This window comes from Pseudomonas sp. NFIX49 (assembly GCF_900115915.1).
In the GTDB taxonomy this organism is placed as follows: Bacteria; Pseudomonadota; Gammaproteobacteria; order Pseudomonadales; family Pseudomonadaceae; genus Aquipseudomonas; species Aquipseudomonas pharyngis.
In genome coordinates this window covers 1-23,376 of sequence record NZ_FOYE01000005.1, presented here as the reverse complement: position 1 = coordinate 23,376, position 23,376 = coordinate 1, and the positions used below count along the sequence as shown (strand labels likewise).

Annotated in this window: 19 protein-coding genes and 1 pseudogene; 15 read left to right on the top strand and 5 right to left on the bottom strand. The window is 63.7% G+C overall.

Annotated features, from left to right (window positions below):
- Nucleotides 1-21 precede the first annotated feature (21 nt).
- The 11 genes from BMZ46_RS14940 (at nucleotide 22) to madM (ending at nucleotide 13,745) form a co-directional block, all read left to right on the top strand.
- The gene (locus BMZ46_RS14940) at nucleotides 22-5,937 is read left to right on the top strand and encodes an Hpt domain-containing protein (RefSeq protein WP_074690170.1); all 5,916 of its coding nucleotides are present in this window, start codon (nucleotides 22-24) and stop codon (nucleotides 5,935-5,937) included.
- Entirely contained in the window at nucleotides 5,930-6,400 is a 471-nt protein-coding gene (locus tag BMZ46_RS14935; protein ID WP_039767945.1) for a chemotaxis protein CheW, read from the top strand. The genes BMZ46_RS14940 and BMZ46_RS14935 overlap by 8 nt, the downstream gene beginning before the upstream one ends.
- 99 nt (nucleotides 6,401-6,499) lie before the next feature.
- Nucleotides 6,500-8,170, top strand: a complete 1,671-nt coding sequence (gene mdcA, locus BMZ46_RS14930; protein ID WP_074690172.1) for a malonate decarboxylase subunit alpha — start codon at nucleotides 6,500-6,502, stop codon at nucleotides 8,168-8,170.
- Nucleotides 8,170-9,042 (top strand): triphosphoribosyl-dephospho-CoA synthase, encoded by an 873-nt coding sequence (locus BMZ46_RS14925; RefSeq protein WP_074690174.1) that lies wholly within the window; start codon nucleotides 8,170-8,172, stop codon nucleotides 9,040-9,042. The genes mdcA and BMZ46_RS14925 overlap by 1 nt, the downstream gene beginning before the upstream one ends.
- Entirely contained in the window at nucleotides 9,042-9,341 is a 300-nt protein-coding gene (locus BMZ46_RS14920; protein WP_039767948.1) for a malonate decarboxylase subunit delta, read from the top strand. The genes BMZ46_RS14925 and BMZ46_RS14920 overlap by 1 nt, the downstream gene beginning before the upstream one ends.
- Nucleotides 9,334-10,185: a biotin-independent malonate decarboxylase subunit beta gene (locus tag BMZ46_RS14915; RefSeq protein ID WP_074690176.1), complete on the top strand. Its 852-nt coding sequence runs from the start codon at nucleotides 9,334-9,336 to the stop codon at nucleotides 10,183-10,185. The genes BMZ46_RS14920 and BMZ46_RS14915 overlap by 8 nt, the downstream gene beginning before the upstream one ends.
- Nucleotides 10,182-10,967, top strand: a complete 786-nt coding sequence (gene mdcE / locus BMZ46_RS14910) for a biotin-independent malonate decarboxylase subunit gamma (RefSeq protein WP_074690178.1) — start codon at nucleotides 10,182-10,184, stop codon at nucleotides 10,965-10,967. Before BMZ46_RS14915 ends, mdcE begins: the two co-directional genes overlap by 4 nt.
- Nucleotides 10,961-11,581, top strand: a complete 621-nt coding sequence (locus BMZ46_RS14905; protein WP_074690180.1) for a malonate decarboxylase holo-ACP synthase — start codon at nucleotides 10,961-10,963, stop codon at nucleotides 11,579-11,581. Before mdcE ends, BMZ46_RS14905 begins: the two co-directional genes overlap by 7 nt.
- Nucleotides 11,578-12,498 carry a malonate decarboxylase subunit epsilon gene (gene mdcH, locus BMZ46_RS14900; protein WP_074690182.1) on the top strand — a complete coding sequence of 307 codons (921 nt, stop codon included), beginning with the start codon at nucleotides 11,578-11,580 and terminating at the stop codon, nucleotides 12,496-12,498. The genes BMZ46_RS14905 and mdcH overlap by 4 nt, the downstream gene beginning before the upstream one ends.
- A 64-nt stretch (nucleotides 12,499-12,562) precedes the next feature.
- Nucleotides 12,563-12,979, top strand: a complete 417-nt coding sequence (madL, locus tag BMZ46_RS14895) for a malonate transporter subunit MadL (protein WP_008063455.1) — start codon at nucleotides 12,563-12,565, stop codon at nucleotides 12,977-12,979.
- 1 nt (nucleotide 12,980) lies between these two features.
- A complete protein-coding gene (gene madM / locus BMZ46_RS14890) occupies nucleotides 12,981-13,745 on the top strand; it encodes a malonate transporter subunit MadM (RefSeq protein WP_007953314.1) in 765 nt (254 codons plus the stop codon).
- 140 nt (nucleotides 13,746-13,885) lie between these two features.
- Here madM and BMZ46_RS14885 read toward each other — a convergent pair whose 3' ends face one another.
- Nucleotides 13,886-14,803 carry a LysR family transcriptional regulator gene (locus BMZ46_RS14885; RefSeq protein ID WP_074690186.1) on the bottom strand — a complete coding sequence of 306 codons (918 nt, stop codon included), beginning with the start codon at nucleotides 14,801-14,803 and terminating at the stop codon, nucleotides 13,886-13,888.
- Nucleotides 14,804-14,944: 141 nt separating this feature from the next.
- Here BMZ46_RS14885 and BMZ46_RS14880 point away from each other — a divergent pair, with 141 nt between their 5' ends.
- On the top strand, nucleotides 14,945-15,562 hold the full coding sequence (locus BMZ46_RS14880; RefSeq protein ID WP_011336351.1) for a PAQR family membrane homeostasis protein TrhA: 618 nt from the start codon (nucleotides 14,945-14,947) through the stop codon (nucleotides 15,560-15,562).
- On the opposite strand, the gene BMZ46_RS14875 is transcribed toward BMZ46_RS14880, so the two are convergent.
- Nucleotides 15,559-16,470 (bottom strand): LysR family transcriptional regulator, encoded by a 912-nt coding sequence (locus tag BMZ46_RS14875; protein WP_074690222.1) that lies wholly within the window; start codon nucleotides 16,468-16,470, stop codon nucleotides 15,559-15,561. The genes BMZ46_RS14880 and BMZ46_RS14875 overlap by 4 nt on opposite strands.
- Nucleotides 16,471-16,578: 108 nt before the next feature.
- Here BMZ46_RS14875 and BMZ46_RS14870 point away from each other — a divergent pair, with 108 nt between their 5' ends.
- A complete protein-coding gene (locus BMZ46_RS14870) occupies nucleotides 16,579-17,820 on the top strand; it encodes a D-amino acid dehydrogenase (RefSeq protein WP_039767955.1) in 1,242 nt (413 codons plus the stop codon).
- A gap of 41 nt (nucleotides 17,821-17,861) precedes the next feature.
- Nucleotides 17,862-18,764, top strand: coding sequence for a transporter substrate-binding domain-containing protein (locus BMZ46_RS14865; protein ID WP_039767956.1), 903 nt, complete (start codon nucleotides 17,862-17,864; stop codon nucleotides 18,762-18,764).
- Between the two features lie 4 nt (nucleotides 18,765-18,768).
- Here BMZ46_RS14865 and BMZ46_RS14860 read toward each other — a convergent pair whose 3' ends face one another.
- Entirely contained in the window at nucleotides 18,769-19,488 is a 720-nt protein-coding gene (locus BMZ46_RS14860; RefSeq protein WP_074690188.1) for a 16S rRNA (uracil(1498)-N(3))-methyltransferase, read from the bottom strand.
- A 145-nt stretch (nucleotides 19,489-19,633) separates the two neighbouring features.
- Nucleotides 19,634-21,040 (bottom strand): adenosylmethionine--8-amino-7-oxononanoate transaminase, encoded by a 1,407-nt coding sequence (locus BMZ46_RS14855; RefSeq protein ID WP_074690190.1) that lies wholly within the window; start codon nucleotides 21,038-21,040, stop codon nucleotides 19,634-19,636.
- A 223-nt stretch (nucleotides 21,041-21,263) separates the two neighbouring features.
- Between BMZ46_RS14855 and BMZ46_RS14850 the strand changes: the two genes are divergently transcribed.
- Entirely contained in the window at nucleotides 21,264-23,042 is a 1,779-nt protein-coding gene (locus BMZ46_RS14850) for a flavin monoamine oxidase family protein (RefSeq protein ID WP_039767959.1), read from the top strand.
- 13 nt (nucleotides 23,043-23,055) lie between these two features.
- Here the strand turns inward: BMZ46_RS14850 and BMZ46_RS14845 are convergent.
- Nucleotides 23,056-23,376, bottom strand: a pseudogene (locus tag BMZ46_RS14845) (integrase core domain-containing protein); the annotation flags it as partial.

Here is a 23,376-nt window from a genome sequence, read left to right as displayed (position 1 = left end):
GCAATGTCGAGCGGAGTGGTTATGGGTGACCGGCACGATTACGTGGCCCTCGAATGGGTCAAGGGTGAAATCGCCGAGACGCTGAGGCAGGCGCATCAGGCCATCGAAGCCGTGCTCGACGATCCGCAGTCCGTGCCCGGGCTGGACGAATGCCTGGCCTGCATCCATCAGGTACACGGCAGCCTGCAGATGGTCGAGTTCTACGGTGCGGCGCTGCTGGCCGAAGAGATGGAACATCTGGTCGAAGCGTTGCAGAACGACCGCGTCAGCCACCGCGACGAAGCGCTGCACTTGCTGTTGCAGGCGCTGGGCCAATTGCCGACCTACCTCGACCGGGTGCAGGGCGCCCGCCGTGACCTGCCGCTGGTGGTGCTGCCGCTGATTAACGACTTGCGCAGCGCCCGGGGCGAAAGCCTGCTGTCGGAAACCAGCCTGTTCAGCCCGCAGTTGCCCGAGCTGGCGCCGCTGGGGGAGGAAACTCTGGCGCTGCTGGAGCCGGCAGAGCTGCCGAATGTGTTGCGCAAATTGCGTCAGATGCTGCAAATGGCGCTGGTCGGATTGCTCCGCGAACAGGATGACCAGACGCACCTCGGTTATCTGGCCAAGGTCTTCACCCGCCTCGAAGCGTTGAGCGGTAACTCGCCGCTGAGCCCGTTGTGGCAGGTCGCGTCGGCGCTGGTCGAGGGCATGCGTGAAGGGCGGATCGCCAACAGTCCGGCCCTGCGCAGCCTGTTCAAGGACGCCGACAAGGAACTCAAGCGCCTGCTCGAACAGGGCATGCCCGGCCTCAACCAGCCGCCACCGCCTGAACTGCTGAAAAGCCTGCTGTTTTATATCGCCAAAGCCGAACATCCCACCGGGCAGATGCTGACCATGAAAGATCGCTACTCCCTGGACGACGCGCTGCCCGACAGCGCGATGGTCGACGAAGAACGCGCGCGTCTGGCCGGCCCCGACCGCGATGCCATGCGCTCGGTGCTCGCGGCGCTGTGCGAAGAGCTGGTGCGGGTCAAGGAACGCCTCGACCTGTTCGTGCGCAGCGACCGCCAGCACGCCTCGGACCTGGACAGCCTGCTGGCGCCGCTGCGGCAGATCGCCGACACCCTGGCGGTGCTCGGTTTCGGCCAGCCGCGCAAGGTGATCATCGATCAACTGGCGGTGGTGCTCAGTCTCGCCCAGGGTCAGCGCGAACCGAACGACGCCACGCTGATGGACGTCGCCGGCGCCTTGCTCTACGTCGAGGCGACGCTGGCCGGGATGGTCGGTACGGTGGAGCCGGAGAGCCCGGATGACTCGCGGCTGCCGACCACCGACCTGACGCAGATTCATCAGATCGTGATCAAGGAAGCGCGCATCTGTCTGCAACAGGCCAAGGACATGATCGTCGACTACATCGACGCCGACTGGGACCGCCAGCAACTGCAAAGCCTGCCGGCGCTGCTGACCCAGGTGCGCGGCGCGCTGGCGATGATTCCGCTGGCGCGGGCGGCCAGCCTGCTCGAAGCCTGCAACGGATTTATCCGCGAGCACCTGTTGCTCGACCCGCACGAGCCGGGGTGGCAGCAACTCGACAGCCTCGCCGACGCCATCACCAGCCTCGAGTATTACCTCGAGCGCCTGACCGACGACCCGCAGGCACCGAGCGAACACTTGCTGGATATCGCGCAGAAAAGCCTCGCCAGTCTCGGCTTCTTTCCTGACGAACAGCCCGGCGAGCCGCATGTGCCGGTGCTCGACGACGTGCTCAGCCCCAGCGAAGCGCTGGTGATGCAGGATTTGCAGGAGCTGGACGACCCGCAGATCGTGCAGTCGTTGGCCGAAGTGCTGGCCAGCCCGGTGTCGGCGGTCAACCCGCCGGCGCTGACCACGCCGGGCAGCCTGCTGCCGCCACCGGCCGATGAAGAACCGGTGGACGACGAGCTGCGCGAAGTGTTCCTCGAAGAGACCGGGGAAGTGCTCGAGGTGCTGAGCGAATACCTGCCGCGCTGGTCTGCCGCGCCCGATGACCGCGCCGCCCTGAGTGAACTGCGCCGCGCCTTCCACACCCTCAAGGGCAGCGGCCGGATGGTGCGCGCGCTGGTCCTCGGCGAGCTGGCCTGGGCGGTGGAAAACCTGCTCAACCGCGTGCTGGAACACAGTGTCGAACCCGGCCCGGCGGTGCGCCAGTTACTCGCCGACACGCTGCTGCTGTTGCCGGACCTGATCGGCGAATTCGCCACCAATGGCCAGCGTCAGCGCCACGATGTCGATCAACTGGCGGCCCGCGCCCATGCGCTGGCCAAGGGCGACACACCGCTGCCTGCCGAAGACGTGGAAGACGTCGCGGCCCTCGATCCGCTGTTGTTGGAGATCTTCCGCAACGAAGCCGAAACCCACCTCGCCAGCCTCAACCGTTTTCTCGATCAGGCTGCCGAGCATGTGCCGTTGCAGGCCAGCGACGAGTTGCAGCGAGCCCTGCACACCCTCAAGGGCAGCGCCTCGATGGCGGGGGTGTCACCGATTGCCGAACTGGCGGCGCCGCTGGATAAACTGGCCCGGGAATTCAAGGCCCATCAACTGGCGCTGGACCTCGACGAAGTGGAACTGCTGCTCGAAGCCGAGGGCCTGTTTCGCGTCGGTCTGCGTCAGCTCAAACACGATCCGCTGGCGCCGATTGTCGGCGCGCAGTCGCTGATCAAACGCACTGAAACCTTGCTCGGCGAGCGCCTGGAATCGATCCTCAGCGCCCCCAGCAGCGCCTTGCGGGTCAAACGCGATCCGCAACTGATCAACAACTTTCTGGCCCAGGGCATGGACATCCTGCTCGATGCCGAAAGCCTCTTGCAGCGCTGGCAGCAGCACCCCGGCGAACGTCAGGAACTCAGCGCGCTGCTGGATGAGCTGACCACCCTGGGCGAGGGCGCGCATCTGGCGGATCTGCTGCCGGTGGATGTGCTGTGTGAAGCCTTGCTCGATCTATACGGCGCTGTCGAAGAAAGCAGCCTGGCGGTCAGCGAGCGGTTTTTCCATGAGGCGCAGCAGGCTCATGAAGCGCTGATCAACATGCTCGACGAACTGGCCGCCGGCCAGGAAATTACCCCGCAACCGCAGCGCATCCGCGCCTTGCACGAGTTGCTCGACGAGAGCCTCGATCCGTCGGCCATGGGCCTGATCCGCAGCGACGGCAGCCGCACCCTGAGCATCCGTGAACTGGGCAGCGCCACCGCCGAACTGCAGCAACACAGCATCGACAGCGGGGCGGACGACGAGATCGTCGAGATCTTCCTCGAAGAGGCGGTGGACATTCTCGACAGCGCCGGCCAAGCCTTGCAGCGCTGGCTGAAAGATCCGGAAAACGGCGCGCCGCTGTCGTCGTTGCAACGGGATTTGCACACGCTCAAGGGCGGCGCGCGGATGGCCGAGGTGGCGGCCGTCGGTGATCTGGCCCATGAGCTGGAAGGCCTTTACCAAGGGCTGGTGGATCGTCGGTACAGCCACAGCGAAGCTCTGGATCGATTGCTGCGCCAGAGCCACGAGCGCCTGGCGCTGTTCCTCGAACAGTTGCACCGGCACCAGCCGCTGGATCCGGCGCAGGACCTGATCGAGGCGATCCGCCGCTTTCGCCAGGGCCCGAGCGCCAGTCCTGAGACGCCGACCGCTTCCGCCACACAGGATGGCCCCGGACACGATCCGGAGCTGCTGGAGATCTTCCTCGAGGAAGGTTTCGACATCATCGAAAACTCCGGCGCCGCGTTGCTGCGCTGGCAGGCCGAACCCGGCAATCGCCAGGAAGTGGAAACCCTGCTGCGCGATCTGCACACCCTCAAGGGCGGCGCGCGGATGGTGGAAATCGGCCCGATCGGCGACCTCGCTCATGAGCTGGAAAACCTCTACGAAAGCCTGTCTGCCGGCACCCTGCAGGGCAGCGCCGAACTGTTCGCGCTGTTGCAGCGCGGCCATGACCGCTTGGCGCAGATGCTCGACGCGGTGCGCGCCGGTCAGCCGTGTCCGCCGGCGGACCGGCTGATCAGCGCGATCCAGAATTTCAGCCATCCCGTGTTGGTGCAAACCCCGGCGCCCGTGCCGCCGGTTGCGGTCAAGGCCGAGCCTGCGGCCCCGGCGCCCGAGACCGGGGCGGACATGGTCAAGGTCTCCGCCGAACTGCTCGACGAGCTGGTCAACCTCGCTGGCGAAACCTCGATTTTCCGTGGGCGCATCGAGCAGCAAGTCAACGATGCGCAGACCGCCCTGCACGAGATGGAAACCACCATCGAGCGTATGCGCGACCAGTTGCGCCGGCTCGACACCGAAACCCAGGGGCGGATCCTCAGTCGTCAGCAAGTGGATGCCGAACGCCTCGGCTACGAAGATTTCGACCCGCTGGAAATGGACCGCCATTCGCAGTTGCAGCAGCTGTCACGGGCGCTGTTCGAATCCGCTTCCGACTTGCTGGACTTGAAGGAAACCCTCGACCGGCGCACCCACGACGCGGAGAACCTGTTGCAGCAGCAGGGCCGGATCAACACCGAGTTGCAGGAAGGCCTGATGCGCACGCGCATGGTGCCGTTCGAGCGCATGTTGCCGCGTCTGAAACGCATCGTCCGACAGGTCGCCGAAGAGCTGGGCAAGGACGTGGCGTTCAGCGTCGGCAACGCCGAAGGCGAGATGGACCGCAATGTCCTCGAACGCATGGCGGCGCCGCTGGAACACATGCTGCGCAATGCCGTCGACCATGGCCTGGAGTCCGCCGACGTCCGACTGGCGGCGGGCAAACCGGCGCAAGGGCAGATCAGCCTCGACCTGTCCCGCGAGGGCGGCGACATCGTGTTCGACATCCGCGACGATGGCGCCGGTGTGCCGCTGGATGCCGTGCGGCGCAAGGCGATCAAGCGCGGTCTGCTGGCGCCGGACGCCGACATCAGCGACCGCGAAGTGTTGCAGTTCATCCTCCAGCCAGGCTTTTCCACGGCCGAGAAAATCACCCAGATTTCCGGGCGCGGCGTGGGCATGGACGTGGTGCACGAAGAAGTCCGGCAACTTGGCGGCACCATGAGCATCGATTCGGTGCCGGGGCAGGGCGTGCATTTTCGCATTCGCCTGCCGTTCACCGTATCGGTCAACCGTGCGCTGATGGTGCAGTGTGGCGAGGATCAATACGCGATTCCGCTGAACACCATCGACGGCATCGTCCGCGTGCTGCCGAATGAACTGGACGGGCATTTCCGCCTCGATCCGCCGACTTATCAGTACGGCGGCCAGCGTTATGAGCTGTGCTACCTGGGCGAGCTACTGAAAACCGCGCCACGGCCGAAGCTGTCCGGCCAGAGCCTGCCGGTGCCGGTGTTGCTGGTACAGTGCGGCGACCGGCACATCGCCGTGCAGGTCGACACGATGGCCGGCACCCGCGAGATCGTGGTCAAGAGCCTCGGCCCGCAGTTCGCATCGGTGCAGAGCGTGTCCGGGGCGACGATTCTCGGCGATGGCCGGGTGGTGCTGATTCTCGACCTGCTGGCACCGATCCGCGCGATGCAGGCGCGATTGCCGCAGCGTCCGGCCGGCCATGAAATGGAGAGCGAACCGCACAAGCCGTTGCTGGTGATGGTGGTCGACGATTCGGTCACGGTGCGCAAGGTCACCAGCCGCCTGCTCGAACGTCATGGCATGAACGTGCTGACCGCCAAGGACGGGGTCGATGCCATGCTGCTGCTGGAAGAACACATGCCGGACCTGATGCTGCTCGACATCGAAATGCCGCGCATGGATGGCTTCGAAGTGGCGACCCAGGTGCGCCAAGACGAGCGCCTGCAACATCTGCCGATCATCATGATCACCTCGCGCACCGGGCAGAAACACCGCGACCGCGCGATGGCCATCGGCGTCAACGACTACCTCGGCAAGCCGTACCAGGAATCGGTGCTGCTCGAAAGCATCGCCCTGTGGAGCAAAAAACATGCATGAACGCCAGCACAATCAACGCGCCAGCCAGCTCACCGGGCTGCTGCTGCCGCTGGCGGATCGCAACTTGATCCTGCCCAACGTCGCCGTCGCCGAGCTGATCGACTACCAGTCCAGCGCCTTCGATCTCGACACACCGCCGTGGTATCTCGGTCGGGTGACCTGGCGTGAGCGGCAGATTCCGCTGCTGAGTTTCGAGTCGGCGTGCGGCAACAAGATCGTCATCGGCGAACGGGCACGGATCGTCATCCTCAATGCCCTCGGCGGGCGGCCGGAGTTGAAGTTCATCGCGCTGCTGGTGCAGGGGATTCCGCGCTCGTACAAGCTCGACAGCCAGTTGAGTTATGTCGACGTGCCGCTGTGTGCGCTGGAGCAGGCGGCGGTGCAGGTCGGGGAGCAGGTGGCGAAGGTGCCGGATTTGTTGGCATTGGAGAAATTGTTGGTGGATGCGGGGCTCGTTCACTGATCATTACGCTCACCGTAACGGTTCGCCGCCGCGCTTGATTGATGCCCCTCGATCACACTCCTAAGGTAGCTCCACGACAGCGAACCCCGTGGAGTGAGCATGACAACAACCAATTCCCCCGACTCGCGCTGGACGCGGCGGCGTGACGAGAAGCAGCGGCGCCTCGACAAGGTGCGCGGGCTGGCCGACGGTGCGGTGTTGCCCACCGACAGGATCGTCGCGGCACTCGAAGCGCTGATCCTGCCCGGCGACCGTGTGGTGCTGGAGGGCAACAACCAGAAGCAGGCGGATTTCCTCTCGCGCTCTCTGGCCAAGGCCGATCCTGAAAAGCTCCACGACCTGCACATGATCATGCCCAGTGTCGGTCGCTCCGAGCATCTGGACCTGTTCGAGCGCGGTATCGCCCGCAAGCTGGATTTCTCCTTCGCCGGCACCCAGAGCCTGCGCATCAGCCAGTTGCTTGAAGACGGTCTGCTGGAAATCGGCGCGATCCACACCTACATCGAACTCTACGCCCGGCTGGTGGTGGACCTGATTCCCAATGTCGTGCTCTCGGCCGGGTTCATGGCCGACCGTGCCGGCAACATCTACACCGGCCCAAGCACCGAAGACACTCCGGCGCTGATCGAACCGGCAGCGTTCAGCGACGGCATCGTCATCGTCCAGGTCAATCAACTGGTGGACGACGTCAGCGAACTGCCTCGTGTGGACATCCCCGCATCGTGGGTCGATTTCGTGGTGGTGGCGGACAAGCCGTTCTACATCGAACCGCTGTTCACCCGCGACCCTCGGCACATCAAGCCTGTGCACGTGCTGATGGCGATGATGGCGATCCGCGGGATCTACGAAAAACACAACGTGCAGTCGCTGAACCACGGCATCGGTTTCAACACCGCGGCCATTGAACTGATCCTGCCGACCTACGGCGAATCCCTCGGCCTCAAGGGCAAGATCTGCCGCAACTGGACCCTCAACCCGCACCCAACCCTGATCCCGGCCATCGAAAGCGGTTGGGTCGAAAGCGTGCATTGCTTCGGCACCGAACTGGGCATGGAAAACTACATCGCCGCCCGGCCTGATGTGTTCTTCACCGGCCGTGACGGCTCGCTGCGTTCCAACCGGATGTTCTGCCAACTGGCCGGGCAATACGCGGTGGACCTGTTCATCGGCGCGACCCTGCAAGTCGATGGCGACGGCCATTCCTCCACCGTGACCCGTGGTCGTCTCGCCGGGTTCGGCGGCGCGCCGAACATGGGCCACGATCCGCGCGGCCGTCGTCACGGCACTCCGGCCTGGCTCGACATGCGTCATGACGATTCGCAGCAACCGATGCTCGAACGCGGCAAGAAACTCGTGGTGCAGATGGTCGAGACCTTCCAGGAGGGCGGCAAACCGACCTTCGTCGAAACCCTCGACGCGGTGGAGGTCGCGAAAAAAAGCGGCATGCCGCTGGCGCCGATCATGATCTACGGCGACGACGTCACCCACCTGCTGACCGAAGAGGGCATCGCCTACCTGTACAAGGCGCGCTCGCTGGAAGAGCGTCAGGCGATGATCGCTGCGGTCGCCGGCGTCACCGCCATCGGCCTGCGGCACAACCCGAAAGACACCGAACGCATGCGCCGCGAAGGCCTGATTGCCTTGCCCGAAGACCTCGGCATCCGTCGCATCGACGCCACCCGCGAATTGCTGGCGGCGAAAAGCGTGGCCGATCTGGTCGAGTGGTCCGGCGGCCTCTACAACCCGCCCGCCAAGTTCAGGAGTTGGTAATGCACGCACTCAACCTGCAACCCAAAACCATCACCCTCGCGGAACGGCTGGCGGACCTGGCCGTGGACGCGCTGATCGACGAAGCCGACCTGTCGCCGAAACCGGCGCTGGTCGACCGTCGCGGCAACGGTGCCCACACCGATCTGCACCTGGGATTGATGCATGCCTCGGCATTGGCGCTGTGGCCGGCGTTCAAGGAAATGGCCGAAGCGGCACTTGAGTTCGGCGAGATCGGCTTTCCCCTGCGCGAAGCCATTGGCCGCATCGGCCGGGAAGGCGAGCAAGCGATGCTCGCCACCACCAATGGCGTGAACACCCATCGCGGGGCGATCTGGGCGCTGGGCCTGCTGGTCACGGCTGCTGCGCTGGACACGAAATCCACCAGCGCCAGCGCCGTGACTCTGCGCGCTGCGCGTCTGGCATTGCTCGATGACCGTTATGCGCCGCGTCCGCTGAGTCATGGCGCGCAAGTCGCCCAGCGCTACGGCGCTCGCGGTGCCCGGGAAGAAGCGCAACTCGGCTTCCCGTCCGTAGTGCAGCGTGGCCTGCCGCAGCTCAAACGCAGCCGCGCCGCCGGCCATGGCGAACAGAACGCCCGGCTCGACGCCTTGCTCGCAATCATGACCGACCTCGTCGACACCTGCGTCCTCTATCGCGCTGGCGAACCGGGCCTGCACGCCATGCAACACGGCGCCCAGACAGTGCTCGACGCCGGTGGCAGCGCCAGCCTCACCGGTCGCCGCCGCCTGCACGAACTGGATCAACAACTCATCGCATTGAATGCCTCGCCCGGTGGCGCCGCCGACTTGCTCGCCGCCAGCCTGCTGCTCGATCGAATCGAGCGCGACGGCATCCTTCAGGGAGCGTTTTGATGGAAACCTTATCCTTTGAATTCCCCGCCGGGCAGCCGCCACGCGGTCGGGCGCTGGTCGGTTGTGTCGGTTCGGGCGATCTGGAAGTGCTGATCGAACCGGGCCTGGCCGGCAAGCTGACGATCAACGTGCAGACTTCGGTCAACGGTGCCGAGCAGCGCTGGCAGCATCTGTTCGCACGGATGTTCGACGGCACCACACCACCGGCGATGGCCATTGATATCCACGACTTCGGTGCGACCCCGGGCGTGGTGCGCCTGCGGCTGGAACAAGGCTTCGAGGAGATCGGCCATGACTGACACCTCAGCGCTTCTACACAAACATTCGTTCGTCGAACTCGGCGCCCGACAGCGGGCGAAAGCCTTGCTCGACAACGGCACTTTCCGCGAATTGCTCGACCCGTTTCAGCGCGTCATGTCGCCATGGCTGGAACGCCAGGGCGTGGTGCCGCAGGCCGATGACGGCGTGGTGATCGCCAAGGGCAGCCTCGACGGTTTGCCGGTGGTGATCGCGGCGATTGAAGGCGCGTTTCAGGGCGGCAGCCTCGGTGAAGTCGGCGGCGCAAAAATCGCCGGCGCGCTGGAGCTGGCCGCCGAAGACAACCGCAAAGGCATTCCGACCCGCGCCATCCTGCTGCTGGAAACCGGCGGCGTGCGCCTGCAGGAAGCCAACCTTGGCTTGGCGGCGATTGCCGACATCCACGCGGCGATTGTCGATCTGCAGCAATACCAACCGGTGGTTGGCGTGGTGGCCGGCAGCGTCGGTTGCTTTGGCGGGATGTCGATTGCCGCTGCGCTGTGCAGCTATTTGCTGGTGACCCAGGAAGCACGCCTAGGCCTGAACGGCCCGCAGGTGATCGAGCAGGAAGCCGGAATCGAGGAATACGACTCCCGCGACCGGCCCTTCATCTGGAGCCTGACCGGTGGCGAGCAACGTTTCGCCAGTGGCTTGGTGGACCGCTATGTCGCCGATGACGTGGCGCAGATTCGCGGGCAGGTCGGCGAGTTGCTGCAACAGGGCCTGCCAGCGCAACCGCGCAGTCAACGGGCCGAGTGGTTCCTGCAACGCCTGACGAGCCTGGACACTGACAAGCAAATCGAGCCTTCGGTGGTTCGCGATCTGTATCAAGGAGAGCGCTCATGAGTGGTTATTCCGTGCGCGGTTTGAACTGGTTCAACGCCTTGAGCGCTGGCGCGAATGCCGTTGAAGGTTTGCCGCCCTCGCTGAAGGTCGCTGACGGGCCACTCGGGCGCTTTATCGCGGTGGTCGCCGATCCGCAAAACCGTTTCCCTCGCGCCCGCAACGGCGAAGTCGGATTGCTCGAAGGCTGGGGCCTGGCCAAGGCGGTGGATGACGCGATCACCGCCGACCAGGACAAATCGCAAAAACGGCCCTTGATCGCCATCGTCGATGTGCCGAGCCAGGCCTACGGTCGCCGCGAAGAAGCCCTCGGCATTCATCAGGCCCTGGCCGGCGCGGCAGACGCTTATGCCCGCGCGCGTCTGGCCGGGCATCCGGTGATTGCGCTGCTGGTGGGCAAGGCCATGTCCGGGGCGTTTCTCGCTCACGGATATCAGGCCAATCGCTTGATCGCCCTGCGTGATCCGGGGGTGATGGTGCATGCGATGGGCAAGGCTTCGGCGGCGCGGGTGACGTTGCGCAGCGTTGAAGAACTGGAAGCTCTGGCGTCCAGCGTGCCGCCGATGGCCTATGACATCGACAGCTATGCCAGCCTCGGATTGCTCTGGGAAACCTTGTCGGTGCAGCAGATCGAACAGCCGACGGCGGAGGATCTGGCGCGGGTCGGCGAATGCCTGAAGCAAGCCATCGAAGATATTGGCGCGACTGATTTGAGCAATCGTCTCGGCGCGAAAAACCGCGAAGCCTCCAGCCGCGTACGTGAACTGCTGAGGGCGCAGTGGTGAACAGCGTTCTCGCCCACGACTTGCTGTGGGGCATGACGCCGGCGCAGTTGCCGGCGGATGCGCCGCAGTGGGCGATTGATTCGCTGGCTGCCGGGCAACCGGTGGTGGTGCGGCGGGCGTTGAGTGAAGACGGATGCGTGGCGGTGGGCGTGCGCGGTCGGTTTCGCGAGCAGCGGCTGGCGGCGTTTATGTCTGTCGATTCGATTGCTTGCCGGGTCAGCCCGGAAGCGCTTTGTCAGGTCGAGAGCGCGCGTGATCTGCCGGTCATGCAGGCGCTGCGGCAACTGCGGCCGGTGCTCGATGATTGCGGTTGGATCTGGGGTGTCAGTGGCAGTGTCGGGTTTGAGCTGGCCAGTGGATTTACGGCAATGCACGAGCGCAGCGATCTCGACTTGATTCTGCGTACACCGCAACTCATCACCCGTAACCAGGCGCGCAAACTGGTGGCGCATCTCGATCAGGCGATCTGCCGGGTCGACCTGCAATTGCAGACGCCGTTCGGTGCCGTCGCCCTGCGTGAATGGGCCGGGAATGCTTCGCGGGTGCTGTTGAAAAACGCCCATGAAGCCTGTCTGGTGTCTGATCCGTGGAACCCGCAGGAGCAGGCAGCGTGAGCAGCCTGCTGGTGTTTCCCGGCCAGGGCGCGCAGCAGCCCGGCATGCTCCAGCGTTTGCCTCGGGAAACGCTGATCGAGGCCAGCGACGAGCTCGGTGAGGATGTCTTGCGGCTGGATTCCAGCGAAGCGCTGCGCAACACCCGAGCGGTTCAGCTTTGCCTGCTGATCGCCGGGGTCGCAGCCTCGCGGCAGTTATTGCAGGGCGGACTCACCGCAGATTACGTCGCCGGCCTGTCCATTGGTGCCTACCCGGCAGCGGTGGTCGCCGGAGCATTGAGCTTCAGCGATGCGCTGCATCTGGTCAGCCTGCGCGGCGAGTTGATGCAGCAGGCTTATCCACAGGGCTTCGGCATGACCGCGATCATCGGCCTGCAATTATCCATAGTCGAAATGCTGCTGGCGCAGGTGCACGGCGCAGAAACACCGGTGTACCTGGCCAATATCAACGCCGATAACCAGGTGGTGATTGCCGGCAGCGACAAGGCGATGCAAGCGGTCGCCGAGCTGGCGCGCAGTCGTGGCGCCGGGCTGGCAAAACGGCTGGCGGTCAGCGTGCCGTCGCACTGCCCGTTGCTGGATGAGCCTGCGCAAACCCTCGCCGAGGCGTTCAAAAAGGTTGAACTGAAAACACCGAAAATCGCTTACCTGAGCGGCAGTCGCGCAAGGCCTGTGACCCAGGTAGAAGCGCTGCGCGACGACCTCGCCTTCAACATGTGCCGCGTAGTGGACTGGCGCGGCACCGTGCAAAGCGCCTACGAGCGCGGCGTACGTCTACAGATCGAACTGCCGCCTGGAGCGGTGCTGACCGGGCTGGCGCGCCGGGGGTTCGAACAGGGGACTGTCGCTGCCTTCGACAGTGCCCGCCTCGACACCTTGCAGGCGCTGTTGCGTGAGGAGGGTAGCCGCCGACTCTAGACCGCCGCGACTCAGGCTTCGAACAACAAAAACAATTCGACGATGCACTTTGAGGACTACAACAATGATTATTTACGGTGTGGCGCTGCTGGCGATCTGTACGCTGGCAGGGGTGATCATGGGTGACATGCTCGGTGTTCTTCTGGGCGTCAAATCCAACGTCGGCGGGGTCGGCATCGCCATGATCCTGTTGATCTGCGCGCGGTTGTGGATGCAGAAACGCGGCGGCATGACCAAGGATTGCGAGATGGGCGTCGGCTTCTGGGGCGCCATGTACATTCCGGTGGTGGTGGCGATGGCCGCGCAACAGAACGTCGTCACCGCCCTGCACGGCGGCCCGGTGGCGGTGCTGGCGGCGATCGGTTCGGTGGTGGTCTGTGGCTGCACGATTGCTTTGATCAGCCGCACCCATAAAGGCGAGCCTTTGCCCGACGAGCCGGCGGAAATCTCCCCGGTCGGCACACCGGTAGGAGGTCGCTGACATGTGGGATCTCATTGAAAAGGGTCTGGAACACAACGGTCTGATCACCGCGTTCGCCTTCGTCGGCGTGATCATGTGGGTCTCGGTGATCCTCTCCAAACGCCTGACGTTCGGACGGATTCACGGCTCGGCGATTGCCATCGTCATCGGCCTGGTGCTGGCCTGGGTCGGCGGCACCATGACCGGCGGGCAGAAGGGCCTGGCGGACCTGACGCTGTTCTCCGGCATCGGCCTGATGGGCGGCGCGATGCTGCGGGATTTCGCCATCGTTGCCACGGCGTTTGAAGTGCAGGCGACCGAAGCGAAGAAGGCCGGGATGATCGGGGTGATTGCGCTGCTGCTGGGCACGATCCTGCCGTTCATTGTCGGCGCGTGCATGGCTTACGCGTTCGGTTATCGCGATGCGGTGAGCATGACCACCATCGGCGCGGGTGCGGTGACTTACATTGTTGGCCCGGTGACCGGTGCGGCGATTGGCGCGACGTCGGATGTGATGGCGCTGTCGATTGCCACCGGGTTGATCAAGGCGATTCTGGTGATGGTCGGCACGCCGGTGGCGGCGCGCTGGATGGGCCTGGATAACCCGCGCTCGGCGATGGTGTTCGGCGGGCTGGCCGGGACGGTGAGTGGCGTGACGGCGGGGCTGGCGGCGACGGATCGGCGGTTGGTGCCTTATGGGGCGTTGACGGCTACGTTTCACACCGGACTTGGGTGTTTGCTTGGGCCTTCGCTGCTGTTCTTCATTGTTCGCGGGATTGTTGGCTGAACGTCAAAAGCGCCCTCATGATCGTTCCCACGCTCCGCGTGGGAATGCCTCATTGGACGCTCTGCGTCCGCTTTTGGGACGCGGAGCGTCCCGGGCTGCATTCCCACGCGGAGCGTGGGAACGATCATCAGCCGCGATCATTAGGTGGTCTGGCGATTCGCATACATCCGACACTCCGCCAACAACGCCAGCAAATTCGGATCGCGCTCTTTAGCCTTCAAAAACACCACCCCAATGTGCTGCTGCAACCGGTACTTCTCCTGCAGCGGAATCAGCTTCACCCGGTTCTCGTACACCGCCGCAATCCTCCCCGGCAGCAACGCATAACCGACCCCGGAGCTGACCATGCTCAGCAGGGTGAAGATGTCGTTGACCTGCATCGCCACCTTCGGCTCGAACCCCGCCTGCCTGAACACCCGAATACCGTCCTGATGAGTGGCGAAGCCTTGGGTCAGGGTGATGAAGGTTTCGTCGCGCACCTCCGCCAGATCCACTTCGCTGCGTTGGGCGAAGCGCGAATCGGCCGGAGTGGCGAGGAAAATGTCGTCGGAAAACAGTGGAATCTGCTCGCAGTCCGGGTCGTTGACGGTGTCGTCCAGCGACACCAGGATCGCGTCGACTTCCATGTTTTTCAGCTTGTAGAGCAGGTCGATGTTCGAGCCGAGAATCAGGTCGATGTTGAGTTCGCTGCGGCGGATCTTCAAACCCATGATCAGCTGCGGCACGGTTTTCACCGTCAGCGAATACAGCGAACCGAGCTTGAAGCGCTCGGCCGAGAACCCGGCGGCTTCGCGGGTCAGGCGCACGCTTTCGACCACGTCCTGAATCAGCTTCTGCGCCCGCTCCTCGAGCACGTAGGCGCTTTCCAGTGGCGTCAGGTTGCGCCCTTCGTGCTTGAACAGCGGACAGCGCAGGGCGCTTTCCAGCGAATGGATCGCGCGGTGCACGCTGACGTTGCTGGTCTGCAACTCGGCGGCGGCGCGGGCGAGGTTGCCGGTGCGCATGAAGGCGAGGAACACCTCGAGTTTCTTCAGGGTCAATTCTTCGTCGATCAGCATGGCGCGGACTCTTCTTGGTATCGCTCGATTGTGCCCAAATATCAGGACAGGTGCCTGCCTGCGTTGAACGGAAACATTGCGCTTTTACGCTCAAGGCCCGAGCCTTGCGCGTTGCGGTAACGAAATCGAGGTGTGCGACACATGTATCACGGAGAAAAACTGAACGCCTGGACGCATCTGGTCGGTGCGGTAGCGGCGTTTGTCGGGGGCGTCTGGATGCTGGTGATTGCCAGCCTCGACGGCAGCCCTTGGAAGATCGTCAGCGTGGCGATTTATGCCTTTACGTTGCTGGTGCTTTACAGCGCGTCCACCGTGTACCACAGCGTGCGCGGGCGCAAGAAAGCGATCATGAAGAAGGTCGATCACTTTTCGATCTACCTGCTGATCGCCGGCAGTTACACGCCGTTCTGCCTGGTGACCCTGCGCGGGCCGTGGGGCTGGACGCTGTTCGGGATTGTCTGGGGGCTGGCGCTGATCGGCATCCTGCAGGAGATCAAGCCACGCTCGGAGGCGCGGATCCTGTCGATCGTGATCTACGCGGTGATGGGCTGGATCGTGCTGGTGGCGGTCAAGCCGCTGATCGCCGCGCTCGGGACGGCGGGGTTTGCCTGGCTGGCGTCGGGTGGCGTGCTGTACACCGTGGGGATCATCTTCTTTGCCCTTGATCACCGGTTGCGGCATGCCCACGGGATCTGGCATCTGTTCGTGATCGCCGGGAGTTTGCTGCACTTTGTGGCGATTCTGTTTTACGTCCTTTAAGCGCCTATCAGTCGGCCGAGTTGTTCGCTGGCGCGCTGACTGAAGATCTGCAGCAAATCATTCAGCGTATGTGGCGGTGGTTCGGTGGCGCGAGTCACCGCGTACAGCGTGATCGGCAGCGGCGGGGCGAGAGGGCGGATAGTGGTGGTGGCCGATGAGGCACCCAGCGCGGTGAACGGATCGATCACCGTGACACCAGCGCCAGACTCCACCATCGCCCGCGCCAGTGAGTACGTCTGCACGGCAATCCGCACCCGAGGCGGTGGCTCGACCGCTTCGAGATAACTATCGAGGCGGGCGGCCAATGGATCGGCGCTGGACAGGCCGATCAGCGGCGCCCCGGCCAACGCCATCAGTGGCAACGGCTGACCGGCATCTTCCTCCGGCCAATATCCCTTCGGCGCCAGCGCCACCAGAACCCCCGAGGCCAAAGCCTGGGCCTTCAGCCCTGGATGGTCCGGCAACTGCAACGTCAGCGCCACGTCCACTTCGCGCATCAGCAGGTTCTGCATCAGCTCGCGGCTGTGGGCGCTCGACAGTTCGCAGGCGATGTCCGGGAATTGCGCGGTCCACTGCTGGATCGCCGGCGGCAGCAACGACAGCGCCAGCGCCGGGGTCGCGCCGATCCGCAGGCTGTGACCGGGTGCTCGGCGCAGGCTCTGGGCCAGACGCCGTACGCCTTGCAGGCTTTCGGTGACCTTGTCGACTTCGCGTTCCAGTTCCAGCGCTTCAGGGGTCGCCTGCAACTTGCCGCGCACCCGCAGAAACAACGGAAAGCCCAATTGCTGCTCGGCGTGCTGCAGCACCTTGGTCACCGCCGGTTGCGAGACGTGCAGTAACTGCGCAGCAGCGCTGACCGAGCCGGTCTGGCGAATGGCCTGGAAAATCTCGATATGACGAAGGCGCATGACGATCCCATAACCTTTTTTTATAGGTTTGGCATCTTTATTCATTGTTCGGCGCCTGTCACCTCACCCTAACCTCGGCCTCGTCTTCAAGAACGATTAAGGACGGACATGGCTCAGCGTGTGTGCATCATCGGCGGCGGCGTGATCGGGCTGGCAACGGCCTGGGCGCTGGTGCGCGACGGTTTCGAAGTGACAGTGGTCGAGGCGCGGCAGTCGCTGGGCAGTGAAACCAGTTTCGCCAACGGCGGCCAGTTGTCCTACCGCTACGTCGCGCCACTGGCCGATGCCGGCGTGCCGTTGCAGGCAATCGGCTGGATGCTGCGTGGCGACTCACCGCTGAAACTTCGCCCGCGCCTGGACCCGGCGCAGTGGCGCTGGATGGCCTCGTTTCTCGCCGCGTGCCGCACCTCGGTCAACCGCGAAAACGCCGCGCATCTGTTGCGTCTGGCGCTGTTCAGCCAGAGCACGCTGAAACGCTGGCGTGAGGACGACGGACTCGTCGGCTTCAACTGGCGACGCAACGGCAAACTGGTGACTTTCCGCAACGCCGCCAGCTTCGACCATGCACGCAAGGGCCTGGCCGATCCGCAACAACAGCAGGTGTTGTCCGCCGCCGAATGTGCGCGGCTGGAGCCGGCACTGACCGATGCGCCGTTTGTGGGCGCGATCTACACGCCGGATGAAGAAGTAGGCGACTGTCACGGCTTCTGCCAACAGTTGGCGGCGCGATTGAAGGCGTCGGGCCGTTGCGAATTTCGTCTCGGTCAGGCAGTCACCGGCATTCGCCATAGTCACGGCGCCGTCACGGCCATTGAACTTGGCGAAGAGACTTTACCGGTCGAACAACTGGTGATCGCCGCCGGCCATCGCAGCCCGTTGCTCGCGCTGCCCGGCCTGCGCCTGCCGCTGTATCCGCTGAAGGGCTACAGCCTGACCGTGCCGATTGGCAACGAGCACCGGGCGCCGGACGTGAGTATCACCGACTACGACCGCAAGATCGTCTACGCGCGTATCGGCGAACAACTGCGCGTGGCGGCTATGGTCGACATCGTCGGTTTCGACCCGGCGGTGGACCCCGAGCGACTGGCGCTGATCAAGCGCCAGGCCCGCGACACCTTTCCCGACGCCGGCCACTATGACGCCGCCGTCGAATGGGCCGGCATGCGTCCGGCCACGCCAACCGGCGTTCCGCTGCTGGGCGCCACGGCCTATCGCAATCTGTGGCTCAACCTCGGCCACGGCGCGCTCGGTTTCACCCTGGCCTGCGGCAGCGGGCAGTTGCTCAGCGAACTGATCGGCGAGCAGCGCACATCCATTGATCTGCACGGGTTCAATCCCCGTGCGGCGTGACGGTTTCTGCTAAAACACCCCACCCACAACGGAGAATAACAATGCAAAAAATCACGTTGCTCGGCTGCACTCTGGCGCTGGTTTTCGGTGCTCAGGCTCAGGCCAATGAAGTGCCGCTGACCGGTACGCTCGGCAAGATTGCCAGCGCCAACAGCATTACCCTGGGGTATCGCGATGCGTCGGTGCCGTTCTCGTATGTGGGCGATCACACCGGGCAGCCGATGGGGTATTCGGTGGAGCTTGCGGGCAAGATCGTCGAGCGCATCCAGCAGCAACTGGCGTTGCCGGAGCTGAAGGTGAAGTACAACCTGGTGACGTCGCAGACGCGGATTCCGCTGGTTCAGAACGGCACGGTCGACCTTGAATGCGGCTCCACCGGGGTAACCGCCGAACGGCAGAAGCAGGTCGCGTTCTCCTACGGTTTTATCTACGTCAAAGGTCAGCTCCTGACTGCCAGGGACAGCGGCATCAAAAGCTTCGATGACCTGCGCGGCAAGAACGTGGTGACCACCGCCGGCACCACCAACGAGCGCTATCTGAAGAGCTACAACCTCGACCACGAACTGAACATGTTCGTCATCAGCGCCAAGGATCACGGCGAGGCATTCCAGATGCTGCAATCGGGGCGCGCGGCGGCGTTCTACATGGACGATGCGTTGCTCTACGGCGAGCGGGCCAAGGCACGCGATCCGCACAACTGGGTCGTGGTGGGGGAGGAACAATCGCGGGAAATCTACAGCTGCATGGTGCGCAAGGATGATCCGCAGTTTCTTGCGCTGGTGAACGGCGTGTTGGCCGACCTGTACAGTTCGGGGGAGATCAACGGGATCTACCGCAAGTGGTTCGAACAGCCGATCCCGCCGAAGGGCCTGAACCTTGAGTTCCCGATGACCAGCGAACTCAAGGCAATCATCGCCAGACCAACCAGTGATCCGGTGCAGTGACGGGTTAGAAATCACCCCACAGTTGCTGCGCCACCGCCAGTGCCACAACCGGCGCGGTCTCGGTGCGCAGCACGCGCGGGCCGAGGCGGGCGGCGTGGAAGCCGTTGGCCTTGGCCTGCTCGACTTCGGCGTCGGACAGGCCGCCTTCAGGGCCGATCAGGAACGCCAGCGTTGATGGCTTGGCATGGCTGATCAGCGGTTCGGCCACCGGGTGCAGCACCAGTTTCAGTTCGGCTTCGGTCTGCTTTAGCCAGTCGGCCAGCAACAGCGGTGGATGAATCACCGGCACCCGCGAACGACCACATTGCTCGCAAGCGCTGATCGCCACCTGACGCCAGTGCAGCAGGCGTTTGTCGGCGCGTTCGTCCTTGAGGCGGACTTCGCAGCGCTCGCTGAAGATCGGGGTGATTTCAGTCACGCCCAGTTCGGTGGCTTTCTGGATCGCCCAGTCCATCCGCTCGCCCCGGGACAGGCCCTGGCCGAGGTGGATGTGCAGCGGCGATTCGACCTGACCGGCGAACTGCTCGTCGATCTGCACCACCACGCGCTTCTTGCCGACTTCCACCAGCGATCCGCGAAACTCATGGCCGGAGCCGTCGAACAACTGCACCGAATCGCCTTCGGCCATGCGCAGCACGCGGCTGATGTAATGCGCCTGGGCTTCCGGCAGTTCGTGTTCGCCAGTGCTCAGCGGGGCGTCGATAAAAAAGCGGGACAGTCTCATTTCGGGTCTCTCTGATTAGATCGTTCCCACGCTCCGCGTGGGAATGCAGCCCGGGACGCTCTGCGTCCCAAGAGCGGACGCAGAGCGTCCTGTGAGGCGTTCCCACGCAGAGCATGGGAACGAGCCGTCAACTTAAGTGTTTGGATCAGCCCGGATCGCGAAAACCCGGATGAAAATCCTTCGGCACCGCCACACTGACGTTGTCACGGGTGGCAATGTCGATGCCTTCGCTGGCGACTTCGGCGAGCAAGTCGATCTGCTCCGGGGTGATCACGTACGGCGGCAGGAAATACACCACGCTGCCCAGCGGACGCAGCAGCGCACCACGCTCCAGCGCATGCTGGAACACCTTCAGGCCGCGACGTTCCTGCCACGGATAAGCCTCTTTCGTGGCTTTGTCCTTGACCATCTCGATCGCCAGGACCATGCCGGTCTGCCGGACTTCCGAAACATTCGGATGATCCGCCAGATGCGCCGTCGCCGATGCCATGCGTCGAGCCAGCGCCCGGTTGTTTTCGATCACGTTGTCCTGTTCGAAGATATCCAGGGTCGCCAACGCCGCCGCACACGCCAGCGGGTTGCCGGTGTAGCTGTGCGAATGCAGGAAGGCGCGCAGGGTCGGGTAATCGTCGTAGAACGCGCTGTACACCTCGTCGGTGGTCAGGCACGCCGCCAACGGCAGATAACCGCCGGTCAGGGCTTTCGACAGGCACAGGAAGTCCGGGCGGATGCCGGCCTGTTCGCAGGCGAACATCGTTCCGGTGCGACCGAAACCAACGGCGATTTCGTCATGGATCAGGTGCACGCCGTAACGGTCGCAGGCCTCGCGCAGCAGCTTGAGGTACACCGGGTGATACATGCGCATGCCGCCGGCGCCCTGGATCAGCGGCTCGACGATCACCGCAGCGACGCTGTCATGATTTTCCGCCAGCGTCTGTTCCATGGCCGCGAACATGTTGCGCGAATGCTCTTCCCAGCTCATGCCCTGCGGGCGCAGGTAGCAATCCGGGCTCGGCACCTTGATGGTGTCCATCAGCAGGGCTTTGTAGGTTTCGGTGAACAACGGCACGTCACCAACCGCCATCGCCGCCATGGTTTCGCCGTGGTAGCTGTTGGTCAGGGTGACGAAGCGTTTCTTGTTCGGCTGACCGCGGTTGAGCCAGTAGTGAAAGCTCATTTTCAGCGCGACTTCGATGCAGGACGAACCGTTATCGGCGTAGAACACCCGGTTCAGGCCTTCCGGCGTCATCTTCACCAGACGCTCGGACAGCTCGATCACTGGCTGATGGCTGAAACCGGCCAGAATCACGTGCTCCAGTTGATCGATCTGATCCTTGATGCGCTGGTTGATGCGCGGGTTGGCGTGGCCGAACACGTTGACCCACCAGGAGCTGACCGCATCCAGATAACGCTTGCCTTCGAAGTCTTCGAGCCAGACGCCTTCACCGCGCTTGATCGGGATCAGCGGCAGCTGTTCGTGGTCTTTCATCTGGGTGCAGGGATGCCACAGCACCGCGAGATCGCGTTGCATCCACTGGTTGTTCAGGCCCATGTTCAGTCTCCTCGAGGCGGCTCGCGTCAGGCGCGGGCAAACAATCGCGCAAGCCTATGCAATGCATCGCGCCGGAACAACCCATTGTGTCGATTGAGCTACTTTGTATGGGCCGATAGACGTCGCTGGCGGCGTTTTGATGGCTGACGTATTCTTCGCGGTTCTTTGGGTCGTCTGACCCGCAAAACTGCTTTTTCCTACGTGTATTTCCGGAGTTCGCTGAATGTCTGTCGGTTGGCTGCGCGCCTGTGCGCTGGTGGTGTTGGGGCTGTTCAGCGTTACGGCGCTGGCCAAGGATAAAACCGCAATCGTGATCGGCGGCGGCCTGTCGGGCCTGACGGCGGCTTACGAACTGCAAAACAAGGGCTGGCAGGTCACGCTGCTCGAAGCCAAGCCGAGTCTGGGCGGTCGCTCGGGCATGGCCACCAGCGAGTGGATCGGCAACGACAAGACTCAACCGGTGCTGAACAAGTACGTTTCGACGTTCAAGCTGAGCACCACGCCGGCGCCTGAATTCGTACGGACTCCGGGTTACCTGATCGACGGCGAGTATTTCTCCGCCGCCGACCTGACCACCAAACAGCCCGCCACGGCCGAAGCGCTCAAGCGTTACGAGAAAACCCGTGACGATCTGGCGCGCTCGATCGACGATCCGCAGAACCCGGCGGCGACCAACACCCTGCACGCCCTGGACCAGATCAACGTCTCGAGCTGGCTCGACAAGCAGAACCTGCCGGCCACCGCGCGTCAGCTGATCAACCAGGATATCCGCACCCACTACGACGAACCTTCGCGCCTGTCGCTGCTGTACTTCGCACAGCAGAGCCGGGTGTATCGCGGCGTGTCCGACCGTGACCTGCGCGCTTCGCGTCTGGTCGGTGGCAGCCCGGTGCTGGCCCAGGCCTTCGTCAAACAGTTGAAAACCATCAAGACCAACTCGCCAGTATCTGCCATCACCCAGGACAAGGACGGCGTGACCGTCAAGGTCGGCAGCGTCGGCTACCAGGCCGATTACGTTGTGCTGGCGGTGCCGTTGCGCGCCCTCAACAAGATCCAGCTGACTCCGGCGCTGGACGCCCAGCACCTGGCCGCGATCAAGGGCACCAACTACGGCTGGCGCGACCAGATCATGCTGAAGTTCAAGACGCCGGTATGGGAAAGCAAGGCGCGGATGTCCGGCGAGATCTACAGCAACACTGGCCTTGGCATGTTGTGGATCGAGCCGGCTCTGAAGGGCGGCGCCAACGTGGTGATCAACCTGTCCGGCGATAACGCCCGCGTCATGCAGGCCTTCGGCGACAAGCAGATGGTCGATCAGGTGCTGATTCGCCTGCACACCTTTTATCCACAGGCCCGTGGCTCGTTCACCGGTTATGAAATCCGTCGCTACAGCACCGATCCATCGACCGGTGGTTCCTACCTGGCCTTCGGCCCTGGCCAGATCAGCAAATACTGGCGCCTGTGGGAGCGTCCGCTGCAGCGCGTAGCGTTTGCCGGCGAACACACCGACACCTTGTACCCGGGCACCCTGGAAGGCGCACTGCGCACCGGTCAGCGCGCAGCCAGTCAGGTTGAAGACCTGGCGGCGGGCAAATCCTTCGAACCGGCCAAGGTCGGCCCGGCAGCGGCCACCGCCGCAGCGGCGGGTGCGGGCGCGGCAGTAGCGGCGAAGAAAGGCAACTTCTTCACCAACCTGTTCGGCGGTTCGGACGACGACAAGAAGCCAGAGCCAGTGAAAGCGCCAGAGCCGGCACCTGCTCCAGCCGCCCCAGCGCCTGCACCGGCTCCGGCCCCTGCGCCAGCCCCGGTGGAAGCACCGAAGCCAGCGGCCCCGGTGAAAGCCGAGCCGGCGAAGAAAGCGGCAGCCAAACCAGCAGCGAAGAAACCGGCGGCCAAGACCGAAGCGAAAAAACCTGCAGCGAAACCTGCGGCGAAAAAAGCTGAACCGGCGAAGAAGCCAGCGGCCAAACCGGCGGCAAGCACCGAGACCAAAGCGCAGTAAGGCTTGGCGGTGTCTAGTCCTGAAATAGGTTTACACCTGTTTCACCCTAACGCCCGATGCACCGCATCGGGCGTTTTGTATTTTAAGGACAGGTGCGGGCGCTCCTGGTTGTAGATCAGGATCGCCTCCCGCACCATTTGTTCTGCTTGCGCCAAGTCTGTCGGCCGGTGGAGCAAGAGCTCTGTCTTCAAGATGCCGTTGACCCGCTCTGCCAGGGCGTTTTGGTAGCAGTCGTAGCCATCAGTCATTGAGCACGTGATGCCATGCTTGGCATGGAGCTTTTGATAAAGCGCCGAGCAGTACTGCACACCTCGATCTGAGTGATGAACCAGTT